Annotated in this window: 24 protein-coding genes and 1 pseudogene; 14 read left to right on the forward strand and 11 right to left on the reverse strand. The window is 62.7% G+C overall.

Features of this window, described 5'->3' with window-relative positions; genetic code table 11:
- Positions 1–45 precede the first annotated feature (45 nt).
- Positions 46–834: an IclR family transcriptional regulator gene (locus NKJ11_RS21150; protein WP_352794222.1), complete on the forward strand. Its 789-nt coding sequence runs from the start codon at positions 46–48 to the stop codon at positions 832–834.
- 23 nt (positions 835–857) lie between these two features.
- On the opposite strand, the gene NKJ11_RS21155 is transcribed toward NKJ11_RS21150, so the two are convergent.
- Positions 858–1,061 carry a YdcH family protein gene (locus NKJ11_RS21155; RefSeq protein WP_013529216.1) on the reverse strand — a complete coding sequence of 68 codons (204 nt, stop codon included), beginning with the start codon at positions 1,059–1,061 and terminating at the stop codon, positions 858–860.
- 239 nt (positions 1,062–1,300) lie between these two features.
- Here NKJ11_RS21155 and NKJ11_RS21160 point away from each other — a divergent pair, with 239 nt between their 5' ends.
- The 4 genes from NKJ11_RS21160 (at position 1,301) to NKJ11_RS21175 (ending at position 4,828) form a co-directional block, all read left to right on the forward strand.
- Positions 1,301–1,480, forward strand: a complete 180-nt coding sequence (locus tag NKJ11_RS21160; protein ID WP_013529217.1) for a YdcH family protein — start codon at positions 1,301–1,303, stop codon at positions 1,478–1,480.
- Between the two features lie 333 nt (positions 1,481–1,813).
- Positions 1,814–3,064 carry a flavodoxin-dependent (E)-4-hydroxy-3-methylbut-2-enyl-diphosphate synthase gene (ispG, locus tag NKJ11_RS21165; RefSeq protein WP_164893111.1) on the forward strand — a complete coding sequence of 417 codons (1,251 nt, stop codon included), beginning with the start codon at positions 1,814–1,816 and terminating at the stop codon, positions 3,062–3,064.
- Between the two features lie 5 nt (positions 3,065–3,069).
- Positions 3,070–3,924: a lytic transglycosylase domain-containing protein gene (locus tag NKJ11_RS21170; RefSeq protein ID WP_128305963.1), complete on the forward strand. Its 855-nt coding sequence runs from the start codon at positions 3,070–3,072 to the stop codon at positions 3,922–3,924.
- Between the two features lies 1 nt (position 3,925).
- Positions 3,926–4,828 (forward strand): Stf0 family sulfotransferase, encoded by a 903-nt coding sequence (locus NKJ11_RS21175; RefSeq protein ID WP_352794224.1) that lies wholly within the window; start codon positions 3,926–3,928, stop codon positions 4,826–4,828.
- A gap of 19 nt (positions 4,829–4,847) precedes the next feature.
- Here the strand turns inward: NKJ11_RS21175 and NKJ11_RS21180 are convergent, their stop codons facing one another.
- The 3 genes from NKJ11_RS21180 to NKJ11_RS21190 form a co-directional block, all read right to left on the reverse strand.
- Positions 4,848–7,187 (reverse strand): response regulator, encoded by a 2,340-nt coding sequence (locus tag NKJ11_RS21180; RefSeq protein ID WP_352442019.1) that lies wholly within the window; start codon positions 7,185–7,187, stop codon positions 4,848–4,850.
- 114 nt (positions 7,188–7,301) lie between these two features.
- Positions 7,302–8,132: a class I SAM-dependent methyltransferase gene (locus NKJ11_RS21185; RefSeq protein ID WP_352794256.1), complete on the reverse strand. Its 831-nt coding sequence runs from the start codon at positions 8,130–8,132 to the stop codon at positions 7,302–7,304.
- Positions 8,133–8,265: 133 nt separating this feature from the next.
- Positions 8,266–9,183, reverse strand: a complete 918-nt coding sequence (locus NKJ11_RS21190) for a polyprenyl synthetase family protein (RefSeq protein ID WP_352794226.1) — start codon at positions 9,181–9,183, stop codon at positions 8,266–8,268.
- Positions 9,184–9,261: 78 nt separating this feature from the next.
- Here NKJ11_RS21190 and NKJ11_RS21195 point away from each other — a divergent pair, with 78 nt between their 5' ends.
- From NKJ11_RS21195 to NKJ11_RS21205, 3 genes are all read left to right on the forward strand, one after another.
- A complete protein-coding gene (locus tag NKJ11_RS21195; RefSeq protein ID WP_031213164.1) occupies positions 9,262–10,023 on the forward strand; it encodes a transglycosylase domain-containing protein in 762 nt (253 codons plus the stop codon).
- 140 nt (positions 10,024–10,163) lie between these two features.
- Positions 10,164–10,346 (forward strand): 50S ribosomal protein L32, encoded by a 183-nt coding sequence (rpmF, locus tag NKJ11_RS21200; RefSeq protein ID WP_008834724.1) that lies wholly within the window; start codon positions 10,164–10,166, stop codon positions 10,344–10,346.
- Between the two features lie 239 nt (positions 10,347–10,585).
- The gene (locus tag NKJ11_RS21205) at positions 10,586–10,987 is read left to right on the forward strand and encodes a hypothetical protein (protein ID WP_127296853.1); all 402 of its coding nucleotides are present in this window, start codon (positions 10,586–10,588) and stop codon (positions 10,985–10,987) included.
- Between the two features lie 109 nt (positions 10,988–11,096).
- Here NKJ11_RS21205 and NKJ11_RS21210 read toward each other — a convergent pair whose 3' ends face one another.
- The 3 genes from NKJ11_RS21210 to NKJ11_RS21220 form a co-directional block, all read right to left on the reverse strand.
- Positions 11,097–11,528 carry a GlcG/HbpS family heme-binding protein gene (locus NKJ11_RS21210; protein ID WP_023810947.1) on the reverse strand — a complete coding sequence of 144 codons (432 nt, stop codon included), beginning with the start codon at positions 11,526–11,528 and terminating at the stop codon, positions 11,097–11,099.
- A 161-nt stretch (positions 11,529–11,689) separates the two neighbouring features.
- Positions 11,690–11,923, reverse strand: a complete 234-nt coding sequence (locus NKJ11_RS21215) for a hypothetical protein (RefSeq protein ID WP_127296851.1) — start codon at positions 11,921–11,923, stop codon at positions 11,690–11,692.
- Between the two features lie 77 nt (positions 11,924–12,000).
- Positions 12,001–12,522 (reverse strand): winged helix-turn-helix transcriptional regulator, encoded by a 522-nt coding sequence (locus NKJ11_RS21220; protein ID WP_128305885.1) that lies wholly within the window; start codon positions 12,520–12,522, stop codon positions 12,001–12,003.
- Between the two features lie 99 nt (positions 12,523–12,621).
- Between NKJ11_RS21220 and NKJ11_RS21225 the strand changes: the two genes are divergently transcribed.
- Positions 12,622–13,458: an alpha/beta fold hydrolase gene (locus NKJ11_RS21225; protein WP_352794227.1), complete on the forward strand. Its 837-nt coding sequence runs from the start codon at positions 12,622–12,624 to the stop codon at positions 13,456–13,458.
- 103 nt (positions 13,459–13,561) lie between these two features.
- Positions 13,562–14,219 (forward strand): annotated as a pseudogene (locus tag NKJ11_RS21230) (glutathione S-transferase family protein).
- Positions 14,220–14,303: 84 nt separating this feature from the next.
- Here the strand turns inward: NKJ11_RS21230 and NKJ11_RS21235 are convergent.
- From NKJ11_RS21235 to NKJ11_RS21245, 3 genes are all read right to left on the reverse strand, one after another.
- Complete coding sequence (locus NKJ11_RS21235; protein WP_013529232.1) at positions 14,304–14,567, reverse strand: ArsR/SmtB family transcription factor; 264 nt, start codon at positions 14,565–14,567, stop codon at positions 14,304–14,306.
- A gap of 32 nt (positions 14,568–14,599) precedes the next feature.
- Positions 14,600–15,847 (reverse strand): MFS transporter, encoded by a 1,248-nt coding sequence (locus tag NKJ11_RS21240; protein WP_352772850.1) that lies wholly within the window; start codon positions 15,845–15,847, stop codon positions 14,600–14,602.
- A gap of 90 nt (positions 15,848–15,937) precedes the next feature.
- The gene (locus NKJ11_RS21245; RefSeq protein WP_352554508.1) at positions 15,938–16,132 is read right to left on the reverse strand and encodes a DUF1192 domain-containing protein; all 195 of its coding nucleotides are present in this window, start codon (positions 16,130–16,132) and stop codon (positions 15,938–15,940) included.
- Between the two features lie 123 nt (positions 16,133–16,255).
- On the opposite strand from NKJ11_RS21245, the gene NKJ11_RS21250 reads away from it, so the two are divergent.
- The 4 genes from NKJ11_RS21250 to NKJ11_RS21265 all read left to right on the forward strand — a co-directional run bounded on the left by NKJ11_RS21250 (position 16,256) and on the right by NKJ11_RS21265 (position 19,527).
- Entirely contained in the window at positions 16,256–17,266 is a 1,011-nt protein-coding gene (locus tag NKJ11_RS21250; RefSeq protein WP_032909131.1) for an NAD(P)H-quinone oxidoreductase, read from the forward strand.
- 193 nt (positions 17,267–17,459) lie between these two features.
- Positions 17,460–17,600, forward strand: coding sequence for a DUF1127 domain-containing protein (locus NKJ11_RS21255; protein ID WP_013529236.1), 141 nt, complete (start codon positions 17,460–17,462; stop codon positions 17,598–17,600).
- Positions 17,601–17,877: 277 nt separating this feature from the next.
- On the forward strand, positions 17,878–18,534 hold the full coding sequence (locus NKJ11_RS21260) for a hypothetical protein (protein ID WP_352794229.1): 657 nt from the start codon (positions 17,878–17,880) through the stop codon (positions 18,532–18,534).
- A 297-nt stretch (positions 18,535–18,831) separates the two neighbouring features.
- A complete protein-coding gene (locus NKJ11_RS21265; RefSeq protein ID WP_023810957.1) occupies positions 18,832–19,527 on the forward strand; it encodes a DUF1013 domain-containing protein in 696 nt (231 codons plus the stop codon).
- 59 nt (positions 19,528–19,586) lie between these two features.
- Here NKJ11_RS21265 and NKJ11_RS21270 read toward each other — a convergent pair whose 3' ends face one another.
- Complete coding sequence (locus tag NKJ11_RS21270; RefSeq protein WP_013529238.1) at positions 19,587–20,306, reverse strand: helix-turn-helix transcriptional regulator; 720 nt, start codon at positions 20,304–20,306, stop codon at positions 19,587–19,589.
- Positions 20,307–20,364 lie beyond the last annotated feature (58 nt).

Here is a 20,364-nt window from a genome sequence, read left to right on the forward strand (position 1 = left end):
CGCATGTATCCTGTACAGGACAGATACTAACACCGGGAATCAACAATGCAAGATGGCAATACCTCGGCACTTTCAGCCGGCGAGAAGATTTCGGGCTCCCGTGAAAAGGGGCTCAACCGGGTGCTCGAGATTCTGGAGTTTCTTCACACGACCCAGCGCGCGATCGGCATCGGCGACCTTGCCAAGGGCGTGAACGCGCCCCGCTCGACGACCTATACGCTGGTGCGGTCGCTGGTCGATGCGGGACTGCTGGAAATGGAAGGCGACGGCAATCGCGTCTATTTCGGCAAGAAGCTCTATCTCTACGGAATGGACTATGTGCGGGGCAACGACCTGTTGAGGCGGGGGCGCCAGGAGGTCGACAATCTGTCGCGCGAGACCGGCGAGACTTCCGAACTGTGCATGCTGCAGAGCGGCCGCTATACGATCGTCCATGCGAGTCCCGGCACCAGACCGTTCCGCATCAGTTCCGCCACCGGCTTGCAGATACCGCTGCCCTGGACAGCCTCGGGGCGGCTGCTTCTGGCGGGGCTGGAGAAGGCTGAGATCGAAGACATGGTGTCAAACGACGACCTCGTGCTGCCCGACGGGCGCAAACTGCGGCTTGACGATTTCGTCGCCGACATCGCAAAAGCCCAGGTCACCGGCTATTGCGTCACTTCGGGCCTTGTCGATGCCTATACGAAGTGCCTTGCCGCACCGGTGTTTTCAGCGCCGGGCAAGGTCGAGGCGACGATGTGCCTGGTGGTCCCCATCGATACGTCCGAGGAGCGGACCGGCGAACTCATCGGCTTGCTGCGTGATCGTGCCGCAAAGCTTTCGATCGCCGGGTAGCGCGCGGGCGAGCGAATGCCAACTCACGCAATGATGTCGGGAATGATCTTGTCTTCCAGTGCCATCAGCCGATCCTTGAGGAACAGCTTCTTCTTCTTCATGCGCTGGATCTGCAGCGGATCGCAGGCCATGGCGATCATCGCGTTGATGGCGGCATCGAAATCGGCGTGTTCCTGCTTCAGGCGGGAAAATTCGAGGCGAATATCGGCCTGTTCCTGATCGGACATTCTCTACCGTCTGCACGTCTGCGGCGCCCAAAGCTGGGCCTGATTGGGCGGGGCCGGGTGTTTTGTCACCGGCGTGCAGCCCATATCACATTTCACAGTGTCGTGGAATGCTACCACGGATCATTCGACATCGCCCGCGGAAGGTGACACACTGTCACCGTGCCGTCACAGAAGCGAACCTGCGGTGGACGCGCCGTGACGGTTGCAATCGAGGAAAACCATGAAAGGGAGAACCAATCATGTCTCTTGCATCCCATCTTGATGAGTTGCAGCGGAAACACGGCGACATCGAACGTGAAATCGATGACGCGATGAATCATCCATCGGTCGACGACCTCGAAATCGTGAATCTCAAGCGACGCAAGCTGGCACTCAAGGACGAGATTGAAAAACTAAGAGGCAAACCGACCACGCATTGATACCCTCCTGACATAGCCGCCCAATATTCGCGGCCTCTTTTCCCGGCGGCACCACGCCGCCGGTGTGGAGGGTTTTGATTTCCAGCACCGGTCTGTCAGCCGAAGCTGGACTTGCACCCGGCTCAATCTCCGCTTCGGCCGTCGCCCGTTTCGCCAGAACATCGATTGTTTCTGGTCGCCGGCGGCGGGCGATTCCGGCCAGTGGCGACCTGTCGCCATTGACAAGCCATCTTTGCTCCTCCACCTCATGCCCGGACCTCAGCGCATCGGCCCGGGGCGTCGTTGTGCGTCCATGCAGGACACAAGATGCCCCAGAGACAAAAGGCTGCCGGCATGACCGGATATTTTTCCTCTCCTTTCCCCCGCCGCACGTCGGTCGGCGTCGATGTCGGCGGCGTGGTCGTCGGCGGCGGCGCGCCTGTCGTCGTCCAATCGATGACCAACACCGACACGGCCGATATCGACCAGACGGTTGCGCAGGTCGCAGCCCTCCACCGGGCCGGCTCCGAGATCGTGCGCATCACCGTCGATCGCGACGAGAGCGCCGCCGCCGTGCCGCGCATTCATGAGCGGCTTCAGCGGCTGGGTATCCACGTGCCGCTGGTCGGCGATTTCCACTATATCGGCCACAAGCTTTTGGCCGATCACCCGGCCTGCGCCGACGCGCTGGCCAAATATCGCATTAACCCCGGCAATGTCGGCTTCAAGGACAAGAAGGACCGCCAGTTCGCCGATATCGTCGAGATGGCGATCAAGCATGACAAGCCGGTACGCATCGGTGTCAACTGGGGCTCGCTCGACCAGGAGCTTTTGACCCGGCTGATGGACGACAACCAGGACAAGGGTTTCCCGCTGACGGCCCAGGAGGTGATGCGCGAGGCGATCGTGCAGTCGGCGATCCTGTCGGCCGAGATGGCGGAGGAGATCGGCCTTGACCGCGAGAAAATCATCCTGTCGGCCAAGGTCAGCGGCGTGCAGGACCTGATCGCCGTCTATACCGAACTCGCCACCCGCTCCAATCATGCGCTGCATCTCGGCCTGACCGAAGCCGGCATGGGCTCGAAGGGCATCGTCGCTTCGTCGGCCGCCATGGGCATCCTGCTCCAGCAAGGCATCGGCGACACCATCCGCATCTCGCTGACACCGGAGCCGAATGGCGACCGCACGCGCGAGGTGCAGGTGTCGCAGGAATTGCTGCAGACCATGGGGTTCAGGCAGTTCGTGCCGATTGTTGCCGCTTGCCCCGGTTGCGGCCGCACCACCTCCACCGTGTTCCAGGAACTCGCCCAGAACATCCAGGCCGATCTCAGGAAGAACATGCCCGTGTGGCGCGACAAATACCCCGGCGTCGAGAACCTCAAGGTCGCGGTGATGGGTTGCATCGTCAACGGCCCTGGCGAGTCCAAGCATGCCGATATCGGCATTTCGCTGCCCGGCACGGGCGAAATGCCGACGGCGCCTGTCTTCGTCGACGGCAAAAAGGCGGCGACGCTGCGCGGGCCGTCGATCGCCGCGGATTTCGAGAAAATGGTCGCCGACTATATCGAGCAACGGTTCGGTCGCGGCAAGGCCGCGGCCGAGTAGAACCGATGCAGCGTTTCCTTTGGGCAGCGCTGATCCTGCTGTACGGGCTGACCTGGTCGACCCTTGTGCTGGCCGATCCGCCGCAATCCGCCAAGCAGCGGCTGATCGACAAAGTCTGCAATCTGATCCAGGCGCATGCCGACCAGAACGGCCTGTCCAGGGATTTCTTCGCCCGGCTGATCTGGAAGGAAAGCCGTTTCGATCCCAACGCCGTTAGTCCGGTCGGTGCCGAAGGCATTGCCCAGTTCATGCCGGGCACCGCCAAGATGCGCGGGCTTGCCAATTCCTTCGACATCAACCAGGCGATTCCGGCTTCGGCTAGATATCTCGCCGAAATGAAAACCGGCTACGGCAATCTCGGCCTGGCCGCCGCCGCCTACAATGCCGGCGAGAGCCGGGTGTCGCGCTGGCTCAGCTCCGGGGGGTTCCTGCCGATGGAGACCGAAAGCTATGTCTTAGACATCATGGGCGAACCAGCCGACAAGTTCACGGACCGGGCCTATGCCGGAAAAGTCGAGCCGCTCGACGCAAAGACGGATTTTGCCGTCGCTTGCCGAAAACTGCCGGTGATCATGTCGCGGACGGTGGCCATGGCTTCGATCAACATAAAGCCATGGGGCATCCAGGTGGCCGGCAATTTTCGCCGCAGCGCCGCGATCAACCAGTGGCTCAGGATAAGGAGCCGGTTCCCGGCCCTGCTCAACGGGCATGATCCGGTGGTCAGCCGGGTGCGCACGCCGATCGGCCGGCGCGGCATCTACGCGGTCAGGATCGGTGTCGACCGCCGCGCCGATGCCAACGTTATTTGCCAGAAATTGCAAAGTGTCGGTGGGGCGTGCGTGGTGGTGCGCAACCGGTAATTTGGCCGCTGCCGGCGCGATGTTCTGTCTGAGAAAGGCATTTATAAGCGACAGCCGGAACGTCGCATCCAGCAAAGATTTCAGCTATAGCGGCCGCCATCTTTACTGGGCGGCGGCCCTGTCTTTGACGAGCAGCATGGGTCTCAACATGTTCGATGGATACATTATCTGCGGCACGCCGAGGACCGGAAGCACGCTGCTGTGCAAGCTTCTGGCATCCACGAAGACGACTGGCGATCCGCACTCATTCTATCGGCGGCAGGATGTGCTGGAGTGGGCTGAAGAGTGGAAGCTGCCCGATCGCGACACGATGAGTGAGCTCGACTTCAATGTCGCCTATCTCAACGCGGCGATCGCTGCGGGCAAGGGTGGAACCGGCCTCTTCGGCCTTCGCTTGATGCGCGAAAATCTGGATGAGCTTTCGACGATCCTCGACCGGATTTTCCCGAAACTGCCGTCGGACAGAGCGCGGTTCGAAAGAGCATTCGGCAATGTTCTCTACATACACCTCTCGCGGGAGGACAAGCTCGCGCAGGCTGTCTCCCTGATCAAGGCAGAGCAGACCGGTCTTTGGCATATCGCTCCCGACGGCACCGAGATCGAAAGGGTCGCGCCGCCGAAAGAGCCTCAATATGATTTCGAGCGGATCAAACGAGAGGTCACGGAACTCGAGTCCTATGACGCGGCCTGGAACATTTGGTTCGCAGAGCAAGGCATATCCCCGCTGCGTGTCGGCTATGAGCGCCTTTCAGGCAATCCGGCCGCGACATTGCTAGGCATCTGCGAAGCCCTGAGGGTCCGAGCGCCTGACGAGGAGGATGTAAGCCCCGGCGTTGCAAAGCTTGCTGACGCGACAAGCCTCGACTGGATGCGCCGCTATCGTCTGGAGGCAGCAGCCGTCTGACGCATCCCATGGATGCAGCCTAGGCGGTCTTCGCCACCACCGTTTCGCTGAGCCAGGTGCCGATCTTGGTGCCCAGGCGGTCGGGCGAAACTGGCTTCGGCAGATAGTCGTCCATGCCTGATTCGATGCACTTGTCGCGATCACCCTTCAGCGCGTGCGCGGTGACGCCGATGATCGGGATGTGGGCGCCCGTCGAGACCTCCATCGCCCGGATGGCGCGGGTCGCCTCATAGCCGTTCATTTCGGGCATCGAGACATCCATCAGGATCAGCTTGGGGCGCAGCGCCCGGTACATCTCGACCGCCGTGCGGCCATTGCCGGCGATGCGGTAGCTCAAGCCCAACCCGTTGAGGATTTGGCCGAACACCAGCTGGTTCACGTCATTGTCCTCGGCAATGAGGATGTCGATCGGTCCGTTCGGCGCGGTTGTCGATTCCGGCGCTGCCGCGACCGGCATTGCCGGGCCGCGGATGACGGTGAAGGCGGGCGGCGCCGCCGGGGGAGCCTGCACGATCGGTTCGCGGACGAACCGCGCCTTGCCGACCTGCGAGCGGGCCTTCTGGATCACCGAGATGACCGTGCCGAGCAGCACCGCGGAGCGCGCCGGCTTGGTCAGGTGTGCTGCAATGCCGTAGTCGATGATCATCTTGCCGAAATCGACCTGGTCGACCGAGGTCAGCAACACCACCGGGATGGAGGACAGCCGGCTGTCGGAAGCAATGGCTCTGGCGACGTCGGCGCCGTTCATGCCCGGCATTTGGTAGTCGAGGATGATGCAGTCGACGGCGGCGCCCAATTGAAAGGCGCGGTCGAGGAAAGCAAGCCCAACCGCGCCGCTTTCGGCGGCGGCGCAATCGAAGCTCCAGCTTCTGAGCTGCTCGAGCAGGATTTCGCGGTTGACCGGATTGTCGTCGATGACCAGCACGCGCGCGCCGGTGACGTCGACCGGCACGATCTCGTCGCGCGCCGCCGCCTGATGCGCGGCCAGCGGCACCGCGAACCAGAACACCGAGCCGCGGCCGATCTCGCTCTCGACACCGATCTTGCCTGCCATCAGGTCGACGAGGCGGGCGGCGATGGCGAGGCCCAGCCCCGTGCCCTCATGACGGCGGGTGGACGAGCCGTCCACCTGCGCGAATTTCTCGAATACATTCTGCAGTTTCTCGGCCGGTATGCCGATGCCGGTGTCTTCGACGCGGACCTTGAGCTGGACCACGTCGTTGACGATTTCGCCGCCGACATCGATCAGCACATGACCCTTTTCGGTGAACTTCACGGCATTGCCAAGCAGGTTGGTGATGATCTGCCGGAACCGGCCGGCGTCGCCGACGACATGGGCCGGCAGGCGCGGGTCGACACGCACGATCAGTTCGAGGTTCTTTTCGGCGACGCGCGCCGAGACCAGCGTCGCCACATCCTCGACCGCCTCGGAAAGGCGAAAGGGAGCAGGGTCGAGGGTGAGCTGGCCGGCATTGATCTTGGAGAAATCGAGGATGTCGTTGATGATGGTGAGCAACGCGTTGCCGGATTTGACGATGACGTCCGTGAAGGTCTTTTGGCGCGGGGTCAGATCGGTCTTCGCCAGCAGTTCGGCCATGCCGAGCACGCCGTTCATCGGCGTGCGGATTTCGTGGCTCATATTGGCCAGGAATTCCGATTTGGCGCGGTCGGCGGCCTCGGCCTTGAACAGGGATTCGGCGGATTCGGCAAAGGCGCGGCGGATTGCCACTTCCATCGGGCGGAAGATCCAGAAGGCGACGATGGCAAGTGCCGCGAACAGGATGCCGCTCGCCCACAGCAGCAGTCTGTCGCTTGAGGCATCGGCCAGGTGGCGCTCATCATCCATGGCGGTGCGGACGCGAACCAGCATAGGCTGGGCAAACAGGTCGTTCTGGTTGCGGATTTCGCGATAGCTCCACTCGTCGACCTTCTGCGCCACCGACATCAGGTTAAAATTGCGCACCATGTCGCGCGGCGACCAGAACAGATCGCCGTTGACGGAAGCGGACTGGAGTTCGTTGACGGTCTTGATCGACAGCCGCGGCTTGATCGCCGCAAGCTGGGCGGTCAGCGTCTCGATCTCGCCGGTCAGACGCTCCGAATGGCCGCGCGCCGATGTGGTCAGGGCATCGCGTGTCTCCGCCCGCCAGGCGGTGCCGGTCGTCTCGGCAAAGCTGGTCGCGTTGCGCAGGTCGCGGGTGAAGATGACGAGATTGCTGCTCAGCGCATCGATGTCGCGGCGAAAGGAATTGACGCGGTCAAGCGCAATCACAATGCCGGCGGAAGCCAGCGCGAAGATCAGCAACCCTGAAATATAACGAATCCGGACCGACCGGATGAAGGACGAATATTCAGGCATGCGCAACCCCAACACATACGCACCATTTTAATGGCCGGGATTACGCTTCATTTACATTAAAATTTCGTTCGTGCGGGTTGGCAGGCCATGCGAGCCGCCGGATGGACAGCACGCCTAGGCCGCTTCCACGACGAGGGCGCGGATGCGGCCACTCACCGAGCCTTCCCCGAACCGTTTCCCAAGGGCATTCGCCACGTATCGCGTCGCCTCCTCCAGCGAGACGCCGCGCGCCTCGATCTCTGCCCGCAGGGGCGTGCCCTGGCAATAGGCTGCGGCTGCCTCATATGGCGAGGAAGCGGCGCTGACGGCATCCAGCGGCTCTATGGTGATGTCACGGAAGCCGGCGGCATGCAGGTCGGCGCGGATGGCGTCCGCATCGTGATAGCCATGCGGCGTCCTCGCCATGAAGCGAGGCGGATCGGCCGGAAAGAAATGGCCGAGTGCCCGCGTCACTTCCTCGGCGAACTCGTTGTCTTCGATGGCGCCCCAGACGTTGAACAGGAAATGCCCGCCCGGCCGCATCATCCGCCGCGCTTGCCCGTAGGCGCCCACCCGATCGGGGAAGAACATCGCGCCAAATTGGCAGACCACGGCGTCGAACCGGGCGTCCTCGAAGGGCAGTGCCTGGGCGTCGGCCTGCTGCCAGATGATACGAGGATCGTCCGACATCCGCGTGCGCGCGTGGTCGAGCATCGGCTGGTTAAGGTCGGTGGCACGATGCGTGTTTGCGCCGGCAATCTTGCTGCCAGCGCACGCGTCACCACACCGGTGCCCGCCGCCACTTCGAGCACCGATTGCGGCCCGAGCTTCGACACTCTCTCCGCCAGATCCTGCGCATAGGGCTCGAAGATCAGCGGCACCATCGCCCGGTCGTAGACTTCGGGGATGGAACCGGTGAACAGCTTGTCGGTGGTCGACATGGCATCCCTCCAACTCTATCCGCACCGCGTGCTTGCCGTGCGGTGGCAAAGCGATGTCGATCCTCTGCCTCGGCAGGCTTCCGCTCAAGCTCTATTTCAGAACCGGCCGGCGGGGACGTGCGTGCGTCGATCAGCTCGATGTTCCGGCTGGCACAAGCTCAGCTGTTACGCGCCGCCACGAACGTCGCCGCTTCCTTCAGCAATTGGGCATCGTCGCCATAGGGCTCAAGCAGTGCATGGGCCTGTTCGACGAGGCCGTGAAGCTGGCCGCGTGCCCAATTCGCACCATGCAAGGCCACCAGCGTCGCCTTGCCGGCGGCGGCGTCCTTGCCGGTCGCCTTGCCCATCTGGCTGGCATCGGCGGTCAAATCGAGCAGGTCGTCGGCAAGCTGGAAGGCAAGACCGATCGCCGAGCCGAATTCGGCCAGCCGCTCGCGGTCATCGGCTGGTGCACCGGCAATGAGTGCGCCTGCCTCGCAAGCGAAACGGATCAGCGCGCCGGTCTTCATCGCCTGCAGCCGGATGATGCCGGTCTCGTCCGGCGGCGCCTGTTCGGCTTCGAGGTCGAGCTTCTGGCCGCCGACCATGCCACCGGCTCCGGCCGCACGGGCAAGCGCCAGCACCAGGGCTACCCGCCGTTCCGCCGGCAGAGCGGTCGCCTCGCCAGCAATGATGTCGAAGGCCAGCGTCAGCAAGGCGTCGCCGGCCAGGATAGCGGTCGCCTCGTCGAAGGCTCTGTGCACGGTCGGCTGGCCACGGCGCAGATCGTCGTCGTCCATGGCTGGCAGATCGTCGTGTATCAGCGAATAGCAATGCACGCATTCAAGGGCTGCGGCGACGCGCAGTGCCGCCTCGCCATCGGCGGAAAAAAGGGCGGCACTTTCCATGACCAGGAAAGGGCGCAGGCGCTTGCCGCCGTTCAGCACGCCGTGCCGCATCGCCGCCATCAAACGCTCAGGCCGCGCGATCTCGCCCGAAAGCGCACGGTCGTCGAGCAGCCGCCGTAGCAGCACCTCGACGGCGGCTGCCCGTCTGATCAGCGCCATTTCGAACGCCATTTGGTCGTTATTCCTCATGGCCCGGACCGGTAGCCGACACTCAGACGTTGCGCAAGAAGCCAAGCGCCATTATGCCGGGGCAGGGAGAAGCACGGGTTGGGCGGCTTGGCGGAACCGATCGTCGATCATGAAACCGAAAGACTGGACATGGCGACGAGATCGCGGGGCGTAAACCGCCGTGGTCTCAAGCGCTGGGTCCGGCGCGGCATCGTCGTGGCCGCGGTGCTGGCTTTGATTCCGGTCGTGCTGACGTTTCTGTATCTGCCATTCTTCGTGCATCCTGTCTCGACGCTGATGCTGAAGGACCTGGCGACGTTCTCCGGTTACGATCGCCGCTGGGTGTCGATCGACGACGTGTCGCCGGTGCTGGCCAATTCCGTCATCATGTCGGAGGACGGGCAGTTCTGCTTTCATCGTGGCGTCGATCTCGGCGAGCTGAGGGGCGTCGTCGACGACGCGCTGGCCGGCGAAGCGACGCGCGGCGCCTCGACCATCACCATGCAGACGGTCAAGAACCTGTTTCTCTGGTCGCGGCCGCTGGGCTCGGTGCGCAAGGTGGTCGAATTGCCGCTGGCCGTCTATTTCGATGCGGTGATGTCGAAACGGCGCATTATGGAAATCTACCTCAACATCGCCGAGTGGGGGCCGGGCATCTACGGCATCGAGGCCGCGGCACAGCACCATTTCGGCGTTTCGGCAAAACAGCTGTCGCGACGGCAGGCCGCCTTGCTTGCGGTCTCCTTGCCAAATCCGATTGCCCGCAATCCGGCCAAACCCGGGCCTGGCTTGAGGCGGCTCGCCAATCTGATCGAGCGGCGCGCCGGCCGCTCCGGCGCCTATGTCGGTTGTCTCCGCTAGCCGATCCAAAAAAATTCGCGCCAGTGCTGGCCAAAACGGCACAGGGCGTGTATAGGCACCCGACTTTCTCAGATTTAGGCCCCGACATGGCCCTTTCACGAGGGCGGGCGGGGCTTTTGACCATGTAGTGGAGCATATCCATGGCCGTTCCGAAACGAAAAACCTCTCCGTCCAAGCGCGGCATGCGCCGCTCGGCCGACGCCCTCAAGGCCCCGACCTATGTCGAGGACAAGAATTCCGGCGAAATGCGCCGTCCGCACCATATCGACCTGAAGACCGGCATGTATCGCGGTCGCCAGGTGTTGACCCCCAAGGAAAGCTGAGACCAGCTTTTTCAAAGGTTTGAATTTCCAAAAGGACCGGCCGGTGGCTGGTCCTTTTGCGTTTGGGCGGGCCGGCAGCGCAGGCGTGCACCGCCGGCGTTGCAAATCCTTCGGCCGGCAACCGGCTGACATGGTTGTTGCGTGCGGTCTTCGACCGTGTTCAGCGCCGATGGCGAAACATCTTGACGACGTGGCTATGGCGCATTCTACAAAGGATCGCCCCCACATGGAGACGCCAGATGTTCGGTGCCATTCCGCTGCTGATCGTGCCTTTCGTGCTCTACAACCTCGGACTGCTGGGAATTTTCGGTAGCGGTGACGATCCGTGGGCGAGCGAGGTCTTCTCCTTCAGCATGATGTCGGGCGGCGTGTTCTCGATGACGCTGGGCGACCTGATGATACTGATCGGGCTGATCTTCCTGTTCCTCGAAATGGCGAAGTCGGTGCGCACGACCAACGCCTCGATCATGGACCATCTTCTGTCGACGCTGGTGTTCGTGGCCTTCCTGGTCGAGTTCCTGTTGGTGAAGGGCGCGGCCCATTCCGTCTTCTTCACGCTGATGGTCATCGCGCTGTTCGATGTGCTGGCCGGATTCGCGGTGTCGATGCGATCGGCCAGCCGAGACATCAATCTGAATTAGTTCCTCAGCGAAGCGATTGGCAGGAAACGCGCATCGCTTCGTCATCCCAGGGCCTCCGCGACGGAGCTTCGCTCCTGCTTCGCCCAGCGATGACCAAAGTGGAGAGGATTCAGCCCGGATCGGCGGTGAAGCCGGCGGCCTCGATGCCGGCGATGGCCGCGGCTTCGTCATTGTCCGACGTGTCGCCTGAGATGCCGACGGCGCCGATGATGGCTCCGGCCTTGTCGCGGATCAGCACGCCGCCGACCACCGGCAGCACGCGTCCGCCCGAGACGTCCGAGATGCCGGCCACCAGGTGCGGGCGCTCCTTGGCGAAGGCCTCGACTTTGCGTGAGCCCATGCCGATGGCGAGCGCACCGTAGGCCTTGCCGGCCGACATTTGCGGGCGCAGGAACGAGGCGCCGTCCTGGCGCTGGAAGGCGACCAGATGCCCGCCGGCATCAAGCACCGAAACGCCGAGCGGCTTGAGCTTGAGATCGGCGCCCTTGGCAAAGGCGGCATCGATGATTTGCCTGGCTTTTTCGAGCGGCAGTGCGGTCATGGCAGTCTCCTGTTTGAAAACGCGTCGATCATCGACCGTCGACGGGCGAGATAACATCCCCGTTTCGGTTGAAATTGCTTCGCGTGAAGGGGCGGGATGGAAGCAGCTTTCACCGATACCATCAGGACAGGCATTAGCGTTTATGGCTCAAGGGGTGGCTGCTATTTTTTCTTGGCGCGGGTCGGCTTCTTGGCGGGTGCCGCCGGCGCATTGGCTAGGTCTTCGGCTTCCTTGGCGAGACGCAGCGCCCGCAGCTTGTTGGTCTTGGCCTGGCGGGCGTCGCTCTCGGCGACGTATTCGGCCATCGCCTTCTGGCGGACGGTTGCCGCCTCTTCCTGCTTCTTGAAACGCAGGTCGGCGCGCGCGCGGGCAGCATCCCGAGAGTTTTCAACCAAGACCTTATCCAATCCCGTAAATTGTGATTTTCCGCCTCTTCTAGCAGAGTCGGCCCCAAAACGGGAAAATAAGTTAATTACGCGGCTGTGCTGGCGGCGGGGGCCTTGCTGGCAACCACGGCCTCATAGGCGGCCTGCAAGGTCGCGCGGACAGAAGGACCCGCTGCAGTATCGAGCGGCATGCCGAGATGTTCATGGCGCAACTCGTCCATGAATTTGTCCCACATCGGCTGTCCGCCCTTTTCCAGAAGTTCGGCGCGGATCGACAGTTCTTCGCTGACCGGCAGCCAGATGCGGCCCCAGGCGCCGAGATGGGCCAGGATCGGCACCAGCGTGATCGCCATTTCGGTCAGGCTGTAGATCGCCTTCTGCTTGTGCGAGGGGTCGTCGGCTTTGGTCAGCATGCCCAGCTCCATCAGCCGCTTCAGCCGGTCGGCGAGGATGTTGGAGGCGATGCCTTCCATCGATCCGTTGAGCAGCTCGCGAAAATGACGCCTGCCGCCGAAGATCATGTCGCGAAGGATGATCAGGCTCCAGCGATCGCCGAAGACTTCCAGCGACAGGTTGATCGGACACCCGGACCGGCGATCCATGCTCATGAGATTTTTCTCCAAAACCGGTTGCATTATCGTATCGGTTTTATTATCGTGCAACCGATTGCAAAATGCAATCGGTATTGCAGGAGAGGAGGTCGCACCGTGACGACGACCGAACGCCCCGAAATCATATCCGAAACCTTTGGCGATCCGGCGAACCCGCCGCTGTTGCTGATCATGGGAGCGATGGCCTCGATGCTGTGGTGGCCGGAGGCGTTCTGCCGGAAACTGGCCGGTGCCGACCTGTTCGTGATCCGCTATGACAATCGCGACACCGGCCGTTCGACCAAATACAAGTCGGGAGAGCCGCCCTACACGTTCGATGATATGGCCGACGATGCAATGCGCGTTCTCGATGACCACGGCATCGGCAAGGCGAATGTCGTTGGCATGTCGATGGGCGGCATGATCGCGCAGCTTGTGGCGTTGAAACACCCGTCCCGTGTCGCATCGCTGACCGTCATCAGCAGCTCGCCCGTGGGAACCGACACTTCGCACCTTCCGCAGACGAGCGATGCCTATATCGAGCATTCGGCCGAGGGCGCCAAAGTCGATTGGTCGGACCGTGGCCAGCTGATCGATTTCATCGTCAGGGATGCGCGGGCGATCGCCAGCATCGCACATCCATTCGACGAGGCCCGGATGCGTGCCTTTGTCGAGCAGGATCACGACCGCTCCGGCGGCTTCCTGAGCGCGACCAACCATTTCATGCTCAAGGGCGGCGACGCCTGGAAGGGCCGCCTGCACGAGATCGCGGCGCCGCTGCTGGTCATCCATGGCACGGCTGATCCGATCTTTCCGGTCGAACATGGCGAGGCGCTGGCCGAGGCGGTCACCGGCGCGAAAATTCTCCGGATCGGAAGCGACGGCCACGAGCTGCACCCGGACGACTGGGAGGTGATTGTCGCAGGCATCGTCGCCCAGGCCCATGTCGCTTGAAGCGGCAAGCGGGCCTTGACGGGCCATGCTTGCCGCAGTGTCTGACCCTTGATGAGCAGCACGGCACCGGCCATCGATGAACCACGAAACAGATAAGCAAAAAATGTCCCTGACGCTTCATTTCCATCCGTTGGCCTCTTTCTGCTGGAAGCCGTTGATCGCGCTGTATGAGAACGTGACGCCGTTTACCCCTGATATCGTCGATCTCGGCAATGCGGAATCGCGCGAGGCCTTCCTGAAGATTTCGCCGGCCGGCAAGATGCCGGCGCTGCGCGACGATGCGCGCGACCGCACGGTGCTGGAATCGACCATCGTTGTCGAATATCTGGCCGCGCATTATCCGGGGCCGGTCGACCTCGTTCCCGCCGACATCGACCTGGCGCTGGCCGTCCGCCAGGCCGATCGCTTCTATGATTTTTTATGTGCAGGAGCCGATGCAGAAGATCGTCGGCGACCGGTTGCGGCCACAGGACAAGACCGACCCGTTCGGCGTCGAGCAGGCCCGCGACCAGTTGCGCAATTCCTACGCCATCATCGAACAAGACATGCAGTCGAAGATCTGGGCGATGGGCGACACCTTCACCACGGCCGATTGCGCGGCGTCCCCGGCGCTGTTGTATGCCAACAAGGTCGAGCCGTTCGGCGACAAATACCCGGCCGTGAAGCGCTATCACGACCGGCTTCTGCAGCGGCCTTGCTTTGCCCGGGTTGTCGAGGAAGCGCAGCCCTACTTCAAGTTCTTTCCCTACAATAATGGCTGATCGGGATGCTGCACGATCTCGCCCCAGACGCTCGCCGATACGGTCGGTCAACTGACCGAGCCGCTGGCAATGTCACTGAGAAGCTCAGGCTTCCCAGAACTGATCGAGCCAGATGTTGAGTTTGAGGAAGCCGGTGCCGCTCACCGTATAGACGCGCCTTGTTCCTTCCGGCTTGGCGTGGACCAGGCCGGCATCGAGCAGCACTTTCAGATGCTGCGAAACGGCTGGGCGCGACACCGGCAAGCCGGCGGCCAGTTCGGTGACGGTTTTAGGGCCGCGGCGAAGTTCTTCCAGAAGATGGCGCCGGTTGGGATCGGCAATCGCCATGAAGGCGTCGGAAAACATCATGCCTGTATTAGTGCGGCAAAGCCTTTCGAATCTCAACCGTCTGCTTCTGCTTTTCTTCTGGGATCAAGCCGCAATGCTTCCGGCGTCACCGAACGGTCGGCCGGCTGCGTCTTGAAGGCGTCACGATCCCCGATCGGCACCGGCGCGCGGCGGCTGATGCGCAGCAGCGTGTAGCCCGCCAGGCAGAGATGCGCCAAGGCGGTCGCCAGGAACAGACCTTCCGGGCGCATCCAGCCCATCAAAGCGGCGGCGAGCAAGGGTCCAATCATCGTGCCGAAGCCGTAGAGCAGCAGCAGTCCGCCCGACACCTTGACGAAATCCTCCGAGCGCGCGTGGTCGTTGGCATGCGCCACGGCGATCGAATAGAGCGTGTAGGCGAAGGCGCCATAGGCTGCGGTGAAGACGATGACGAAGATGCCGGAGCGTGGCTCGAACAGGAAGATCATGAGCGCGAACAAGGCCGCGCCGAAAGCAGCGCCCGCCAGCACGAAACGCCGGTCGGTCTTGTCGGACATGCGCCCGGCGGGAAGCTGCATGGCGGCACCGGCAACGACCACAAGGCTCATCATCAGGGCGATCTCGGCCGTGGAGATGCCGATACGGGCGCCGTAGACCGCGCCAAGCGTGCCCCAGGCCCCGTTGGCGATGCCGATCAACACGCAGGCGACCGCCGAAACCGGCGAATTGGCATAAAGGCCTTTGACGTCGAGCGAGACATCCTGCAGCGGCTTGGGGTGGGAGGCGGTCGAGACCGCGGTCGGAATGAGCGACAGGCAAAACAGGATGCCGGTGATCATGAACAGCGACGCCGATTTCACGTCGCCGCCGGCGACGATCATCTGCCCGCCCATGATCGAGGCATAGGTGACCATCATGTAGAGGCCGAAGACGGTGCCGCGATTCTCGTTGGTGGCCTTCTCGTTCAGCCAGCTTTCGATGACCATGAAGGCGCCGGCCATGGTGAAGCCGGTGAAGGCGCGCAGCAGGATCCAAACATATTCGTCGATGATCAGGCCGGTGAGCAGCGCCACGATGGCGCCCGACGCGGCAAAGGCGCCGAAGGCGCGCACGTGGCCCGCGCGGCGCACGATGCGCGGCGCAAAGAAGCAGCCGGTGACGAAGCCGCCGGCCCAGGCCGTGCCCATCAGGCCGAGCGATGCGGTCGAGAAGCCTTCCAGCTGACCGCGCAGGGGCAGCAGCAGCCCGTGCAATCCAGACGCCGCCAGCAGGAAGGCGGTGCCGCGAAGCAGCGAGAGGATCGGACGGTAGGTTGCGAACATTGTTTGATCCGGCTCGAGTTTGGCGGGGACGCTGGGTCTGAAGACAGTCGCATTCGGGCTTTTCGGCGGCGGGCTTTAGCGCCCGCGCACCTATCCGCGACGGAACAGCGCCTCGGCGGCGGATTTGGTGTTGTCCTTGGCCTTGAGCTCGGCCTCCAGCCTGGCGATCTCGGCGCGCAGGATGCCGATCCGCTCGGTCAAGTCGCTGACGGAAAGCAGTGACAGGTCCTGCCCGATCTCGTGCGGGCGCGCCTTCTTCTTGGGTTCGTCGTCGAAGATCGCCATCGTCGCTCCTCCTCCGCCAAGACCAGATTGGCCATTTGCCTGATTTGGCAATCAGCATACATAGGGCAGGGGCGTCGATGCAAACAGCCGATCGGATAACGGCGAGGAAAGACGGGAAATCTCATGGCGAGCGGACAGAAAATTCCGGCAAGGATGACGGCCATCGCGATCTCGGAGCCGGGTGGCCCTCGGGTGCTGAAGCCGGAAACACGCGACGTGCCGCAGCCCGGGCCCGGCGAGATCCTGATCAAGGTGCATGCGGCCGGCGTCAACCGGCCCGACGTCCAGCAGCGCAAAGGCGCCTATCCGCCACCACCCGGCGCATCCGACCTGCCGGGCCTCGAGGCGTCGGGTGAAGTGGCGGCCCTTGGCGACGACATATCACGCTGGCGCATTGGCGACCGCGTCTGTGCACTGACGCCCGGCGGCGGCTATGCCGAATATGTCAAGGTCCATGCCGGGAGCGTGCTGCCGTTGCCCGCCGGCTTCACCCATACCGAAGCCGCGGCAGTGCCGGAGAATTACTTCACCGTCTGGCACAATGTGTTCGAGCGTGGCGCCCTCAAGAAAGGCGAGACGCTGCTCGTCCATGGCGGCTCGTCCGGCATCGGCACAACAGCAATCCAGCTTGCCTCGGCCTTTGGCGCCTATGTCATCACCACCGCGGGCAGCAAGGAGAAATGCGACGCCTGCCTGAAGCTCGGCGCAGACCGGGCGATCAACTATCGCGAGGAGGATTTCGTCGCCGCAGTCAAGGAGGCGACGGGGGGCAAGGGCGCCAATGTCATCCTCGACATGGTCGGCGGCGACTATGTGGGGCGCAACTACGAGGCTGCTGCGGTTGAGGGCCGGATCGTCCAGATCGCCGTGCAGGCCGGTGCTGTCGCAAGCGCGGATTTTTCGAAGATCATGGTCAAGCGGCTTACCCACACCGGGTCGACGCTGAGGCCACGCACCGTCGAGTTCAAGGCGGCGATCGCGGCGGCGCTGGAAGCGCAGGTGTGGCCGTTGCTCGGCACGCGCAAGGTTGCTCCTGTCATGGACATGATCTTCCCGCTCAGCGAAGCATGGCGGGCGCATGAGCGGATGGAAGACGGCGAACATATCGGCAAGATCGTGCTCGACGTCGGCTAGGCCGTATCGATACTCGGCCGGCCTGCAGGCCGGCCGAGCGAGGTCCGCGCCCGTGGCTGCCTACAAGATGAACAGAAGCTTAATGCTGCAATGCAGCATTTGCATCATTGCTATGCAAAATCAGCCATTCAAGTCCTCATCGATGACGCCTATTTGAGCACCATCGAAACGAACATCATTTTGGAGGACTACCATGAACCCGATCCGCGCTTTCCGTAACTGGCGTATGTACACCGAGACCGTCCGCGAACTGAACCGTCTCAACGCACGTCAACTCAGCGATCTCGGCATCAACCGCGCCGACATCGAAAAGATCGCCCGCAGGGCCATCTGACTTCGAGCATGGTTCGCTGTAGGGTGGCTCACCGTTTCACGGAAACGATGAACCGCTCTAGCTCCTGCCGATGCGACTCCGGACGGAAAACCGTTTCACGCTTTTCCCGGAATTGCTCTAAGGAGCGGACCTTGCCGTAGAAGCAAGAGCCGGAGCTGACGGTTTTGCCGTCGCCGGTTCCGAGCCCGCTGGACCCCGTCCGGCGGGTTTTGTCTTTTTGGGGCCATCAACCGCATGCGCTCGACAGCAATCTGAGGTTGACCTTCAACGGCCGCCCTTGCGCAAGGGAGGCCGCCAGCCGCGCCTCTGCGGGGTCGATCGAGAAACCTACTTCGACAAGTGGTTCAACTACAATGGACGGTGGACGCTCACCCAACTCTACGATCATGCCGTGACCGATCCGGTACCGCTCTCAATGGATTTCGTCAGTGCCAACAATCTGGACCCATACGATTCTGATGGCCTGCGCGCCACGAGCGAGACCGGCAACTGGTTCACCTATGTGCCGGACATGGACGGCTACGTAACGGTTTTCTGGCTATCGGACCGCGTAACCTATCGCCTGTTCAGACAATACCATCCGCGCGATGCGGACGGCTGGGCGAATGGTTGGCTCTCGGTGGAAGGGGTTGTCGGCATCTGGACGAACAATTCATTCGCAGGTCGCGACTACGTCGAAATTTCGAGCAGCAACGGCAATGCGCACGACACGCTACAAGCGAGCGGGGTCCTTTTCATTCACAACAGTACATACCCCGTCCAGGCAGGAAAACCGGTCCATGTGCTGATCGGAACGCGGTCAAAATCTTTAGTGTTTGCGACGGAACGGGCATCAACTTGGGGGCCGGCGTTGTCGCGCGAATTGATCACCCCATTTCCATCTTCACGCGAGCGGGGCTGGAGCCATATTCGCCGTTCTACTGAACCTGGATGACAACTGGGCCGCTACCGTTTCGAGGCATTCGACCTCGGGTAAGGTGGAGCTGTCGGGCCGATACCGACAGGCCGGAAAGCCGACGCGCGATTTTTTGCGCCATCCGTCGAACAAGGGACGGCCGCGCTCCGGGCGATCTGACGGTCTTGGGAGCGCGCAGCGCACGCGGTGCGGTCTTGGCTCCAAAAACGTTGCGAAACGACCCGAGAGCGGTTATACAGACCGCGAATTTCCCATTTTGGTGGCTCTAAACCACCGCCCGCGCGGGAACGCGGGCGAACGAGAAGGATTTGTAAAATGGCCAATACGCTGCTGATGCCCAAGGCGACCGCTGTCTGGCTGGTCGACAATACCGCACTTTCCTTCGAGCAGATCGCGCAGTTCTGCGGGCTGCACCCGCTCGAGGTCAAGGCAATCGCCGACGGTGAATCGGCGCAAGGCATCAAGGGCATGGACCCGATCATGACCGGACAGCTGACCCGCGACGAGATCGCCCGTGCCGAGAAGGACCCGAACCAGCGCCTGAAGCTTTCGGACCCCAAGGTCCGGGTGCCCGAATCCAAGCGCAAGGGGCCGCGCTACACGCCGCTGTCGAAGCGCCAGGACCGGCCGAACGCGATTCTGTGGCTGGTGCGCAACCATCCCGAGCTCAAGGACGCGCAGATCTCGCGCCTCGTCGGCACCACCAAGTCGACGATCGAACAGATCCGTGAGCGCAAGCACTGGAATTCGGCCAATCTGCAGCCGATGGATCCTGTCACGTTGGGCCTCGCCTCGCAGATCGACCTCGACATGGAAGTCAATCGCGCCTCGCGCGGCCGCGAACAGGCGCAGCCGGTCGGCGACACGCTGCTGCCGGCGGCCTTGACCGAGCGGCTGGTGCCGGCTCCCGAGAAGCCCAAGGACGAGGATGCCGAACTCGACGCCAACGCCGTGTTCGCCAAGCTTTCGGCCTTGAAGTCGAAGAACACGGACAATGACGACGACGAGTGAGGTTGTCTGACATTCTAATAAAAGCCCGCTTCGAGCGGGCTTTTTATTGGGTCAACAACTCAGCTGCGCGCCGCGCGATCCGGCGCCATGCCATAATCTTCGCTGCGCTCCACCGCGCGGTAGAAGTCGGCAAGCTGCTTGCCGCGCTCGGGCTTGAAGATGCGGCCAGCGATGACCACGGAGGCGATGCGATCGATGCGGAAGGCGCGAAAATCGTCGCGCATCTCGCACCAGGCGACCAGCGTCCACACCTTGCCCCAAAACCACAGGCCGAGCGGGCGGATATCGCGGGCGGTGCCGCGGCCGGCCTCGTCGGAATAGTCGATGGTCAGCACCTGCCGTTTTTCGACCGCGCGCTCGATCAGGTCAATCGCCTCGCGAGCAGCGTCGCTGACCACCCACATCGGTGTGTGGATCTCAGTGCGGGCGATGCGGTCTTTCTCGGCATCGGGCAATACGGCGCCGATCTTGACCAGCGCCTCGTCGGCGGCCCTCGCCATGGCGGCACCGCCAAAGGCGCGCACCATGCGGGCGCCGGCGACCAGCGCGACGATCTCGTCACGCGTGAACATCAGCGGCGGAAGGTCGAAACCCTCCCTCATCATATAGCCAACGCCGGCCTCGCCGTCGATCGGCACTCCGGTCGACTGCAAATCGGCAATGTCGCGATAGATGGTTCGCTCGGAAACTTCGAGCCACGTGCCGAGCTTCTGGGCAGTGACCAGTCGGCCACCGCGCAGATGCTGCACGATCTGGAAGAGCCTGTCGGCGCGGCGCATCGTATGGTCCCTCGGCGTTGTCTCTATGCATGTCGCCCGAAACCGGTCCACCTCTGGG

Source organism: Mesorhizobium sp. M0243, from assembly GCF_040321775.1.
Lineage (GTDB): Bacteria > Pseudomonadota > Alphaproteobacteria > Rhizobiales > Rhizobiaceae > Mesorhizobium.

Coding starts and splice junctions, on each gene's coding strand:
- NKJ11_RS21170 (WP_128305963.1), top strand. CDS start 3,070: ATGCAGCGTTTCCTTTGGGCAGCGCTGATCCTGCTGTACGGGCTGACC.
- NKJ11_RS21190 (WP_352794226.1), bottom strand. CDS start 9,183: ATGAGGAATAACGACCAAATGGCGTTCGAAATGGCGCTGATCAGACGG.
- NKJ11_RS21205 (WP_127296853.1), top strand. CDS start 10,586: ATGTTCGGTGCCATTCCGCTGCTGATCGTGCCTTTCGTGCTCTACAAC.
- NKJ11_RS21235 (WP_013529232.1), bottom strand. CDS start 14,567: ATGATGTTTTCCGACGCCTTCATGGCGATTGCCGATCCCAACCGGCGC.
- NKJ11_RS21240 (WP_352772850.1), bottom strand. CDS start 15,847: ATGTTCGCAACCTACCGTCCGATCCTCTCGCTGCTTCGCGGCACCGCC.
- NKJ11_RS21155 (WP_013529216.1), bottom strand. CDS start 1,061: ATGTCCGATCAGGAACAGGCCGATATTCGCCTCGAATTTTCCCGCCTG.
- NKJ11_RS21245 (WP_352554508.1), bottom strand. CDS start 16,132: ATGGCGATCTTCGACGACGAACCCAAGAAGAAGGCGCGCCCGCACGAG.
- NKJ11_RS21160 (WP_013529217.1), top strand. CDS start 1,301: ATGTCTCTTGCATCCCATCTTGATGAGTTGCAGCGGAAACACGGCGAC.
- NKJ11_RS21255 (WP_013529236.1), top strand. CDS start 17,460: ATGAACCCGATCCGCGCTTTCCGTAACTGGCGTATGTACACCGAGACC.
- rpmF (WP_008834724.1), top strand. CDS start 10,164: ATGGCCGTTCCGAAACGAAAAACCTCTCCGTCCAAGCGCGGCATGCGC.
- NKJ11_RS21250 (WP_032909131.1), top strand. CDS start 16,256: ATGGCGAGCGGACAGAAAATTCCGGCAAGGATGACGGCCATCGCGATC.
- ispG (WP_164893111.1), top strand. CDS start 1,814: ATGACCGGATATTTTTCCTCTCCTTTCCCCCGCCGCACGTCGGTCGGC.
- NKJ11_RS21210 (WP_023810947.1), bottom strand. CDS start 11,528: ATGACCGCACTGCCGCTCGAAAAAGCCAGGCAAATCATCGATGCCGCC.
- NKJ11_RS21180 (WP_352442019.1), bottom strand. CDS start 7,187: ATGCCTGAATATTCGTCCTTCATCCGGTCGGTCCGGATTCGTTATATT.
- NKJ11_RS21270 (WP_013529238.1), bottom strand. CDS start 20,306: ATGCGCCGCGCCGACAGGCTCTTCCAGATCGTGCAGCATCTGCGCGGT.
- NKJ11_RS21265 (WP_023810957.1), top strand. CDS start 18,832: ATGGCCAATACGCTGCTGATGCCCAAGGCGACCGCTGTCTGGCTGGTC.
- NKJ11_RS21220 (WP_128305885.1), bottom strand. CDS start 12,522: ATGAGCATGGATCGCCGGTCCGGGTGTCCGATCAACCTGTCGCTGGAA.
- NKJ11_RS21150 (WP_352794222.1), top strand. CDS start 46: ATGCAAGATGGCAATACCTCGGCACTTTCAGCCGGCGAGAAGATTTCG.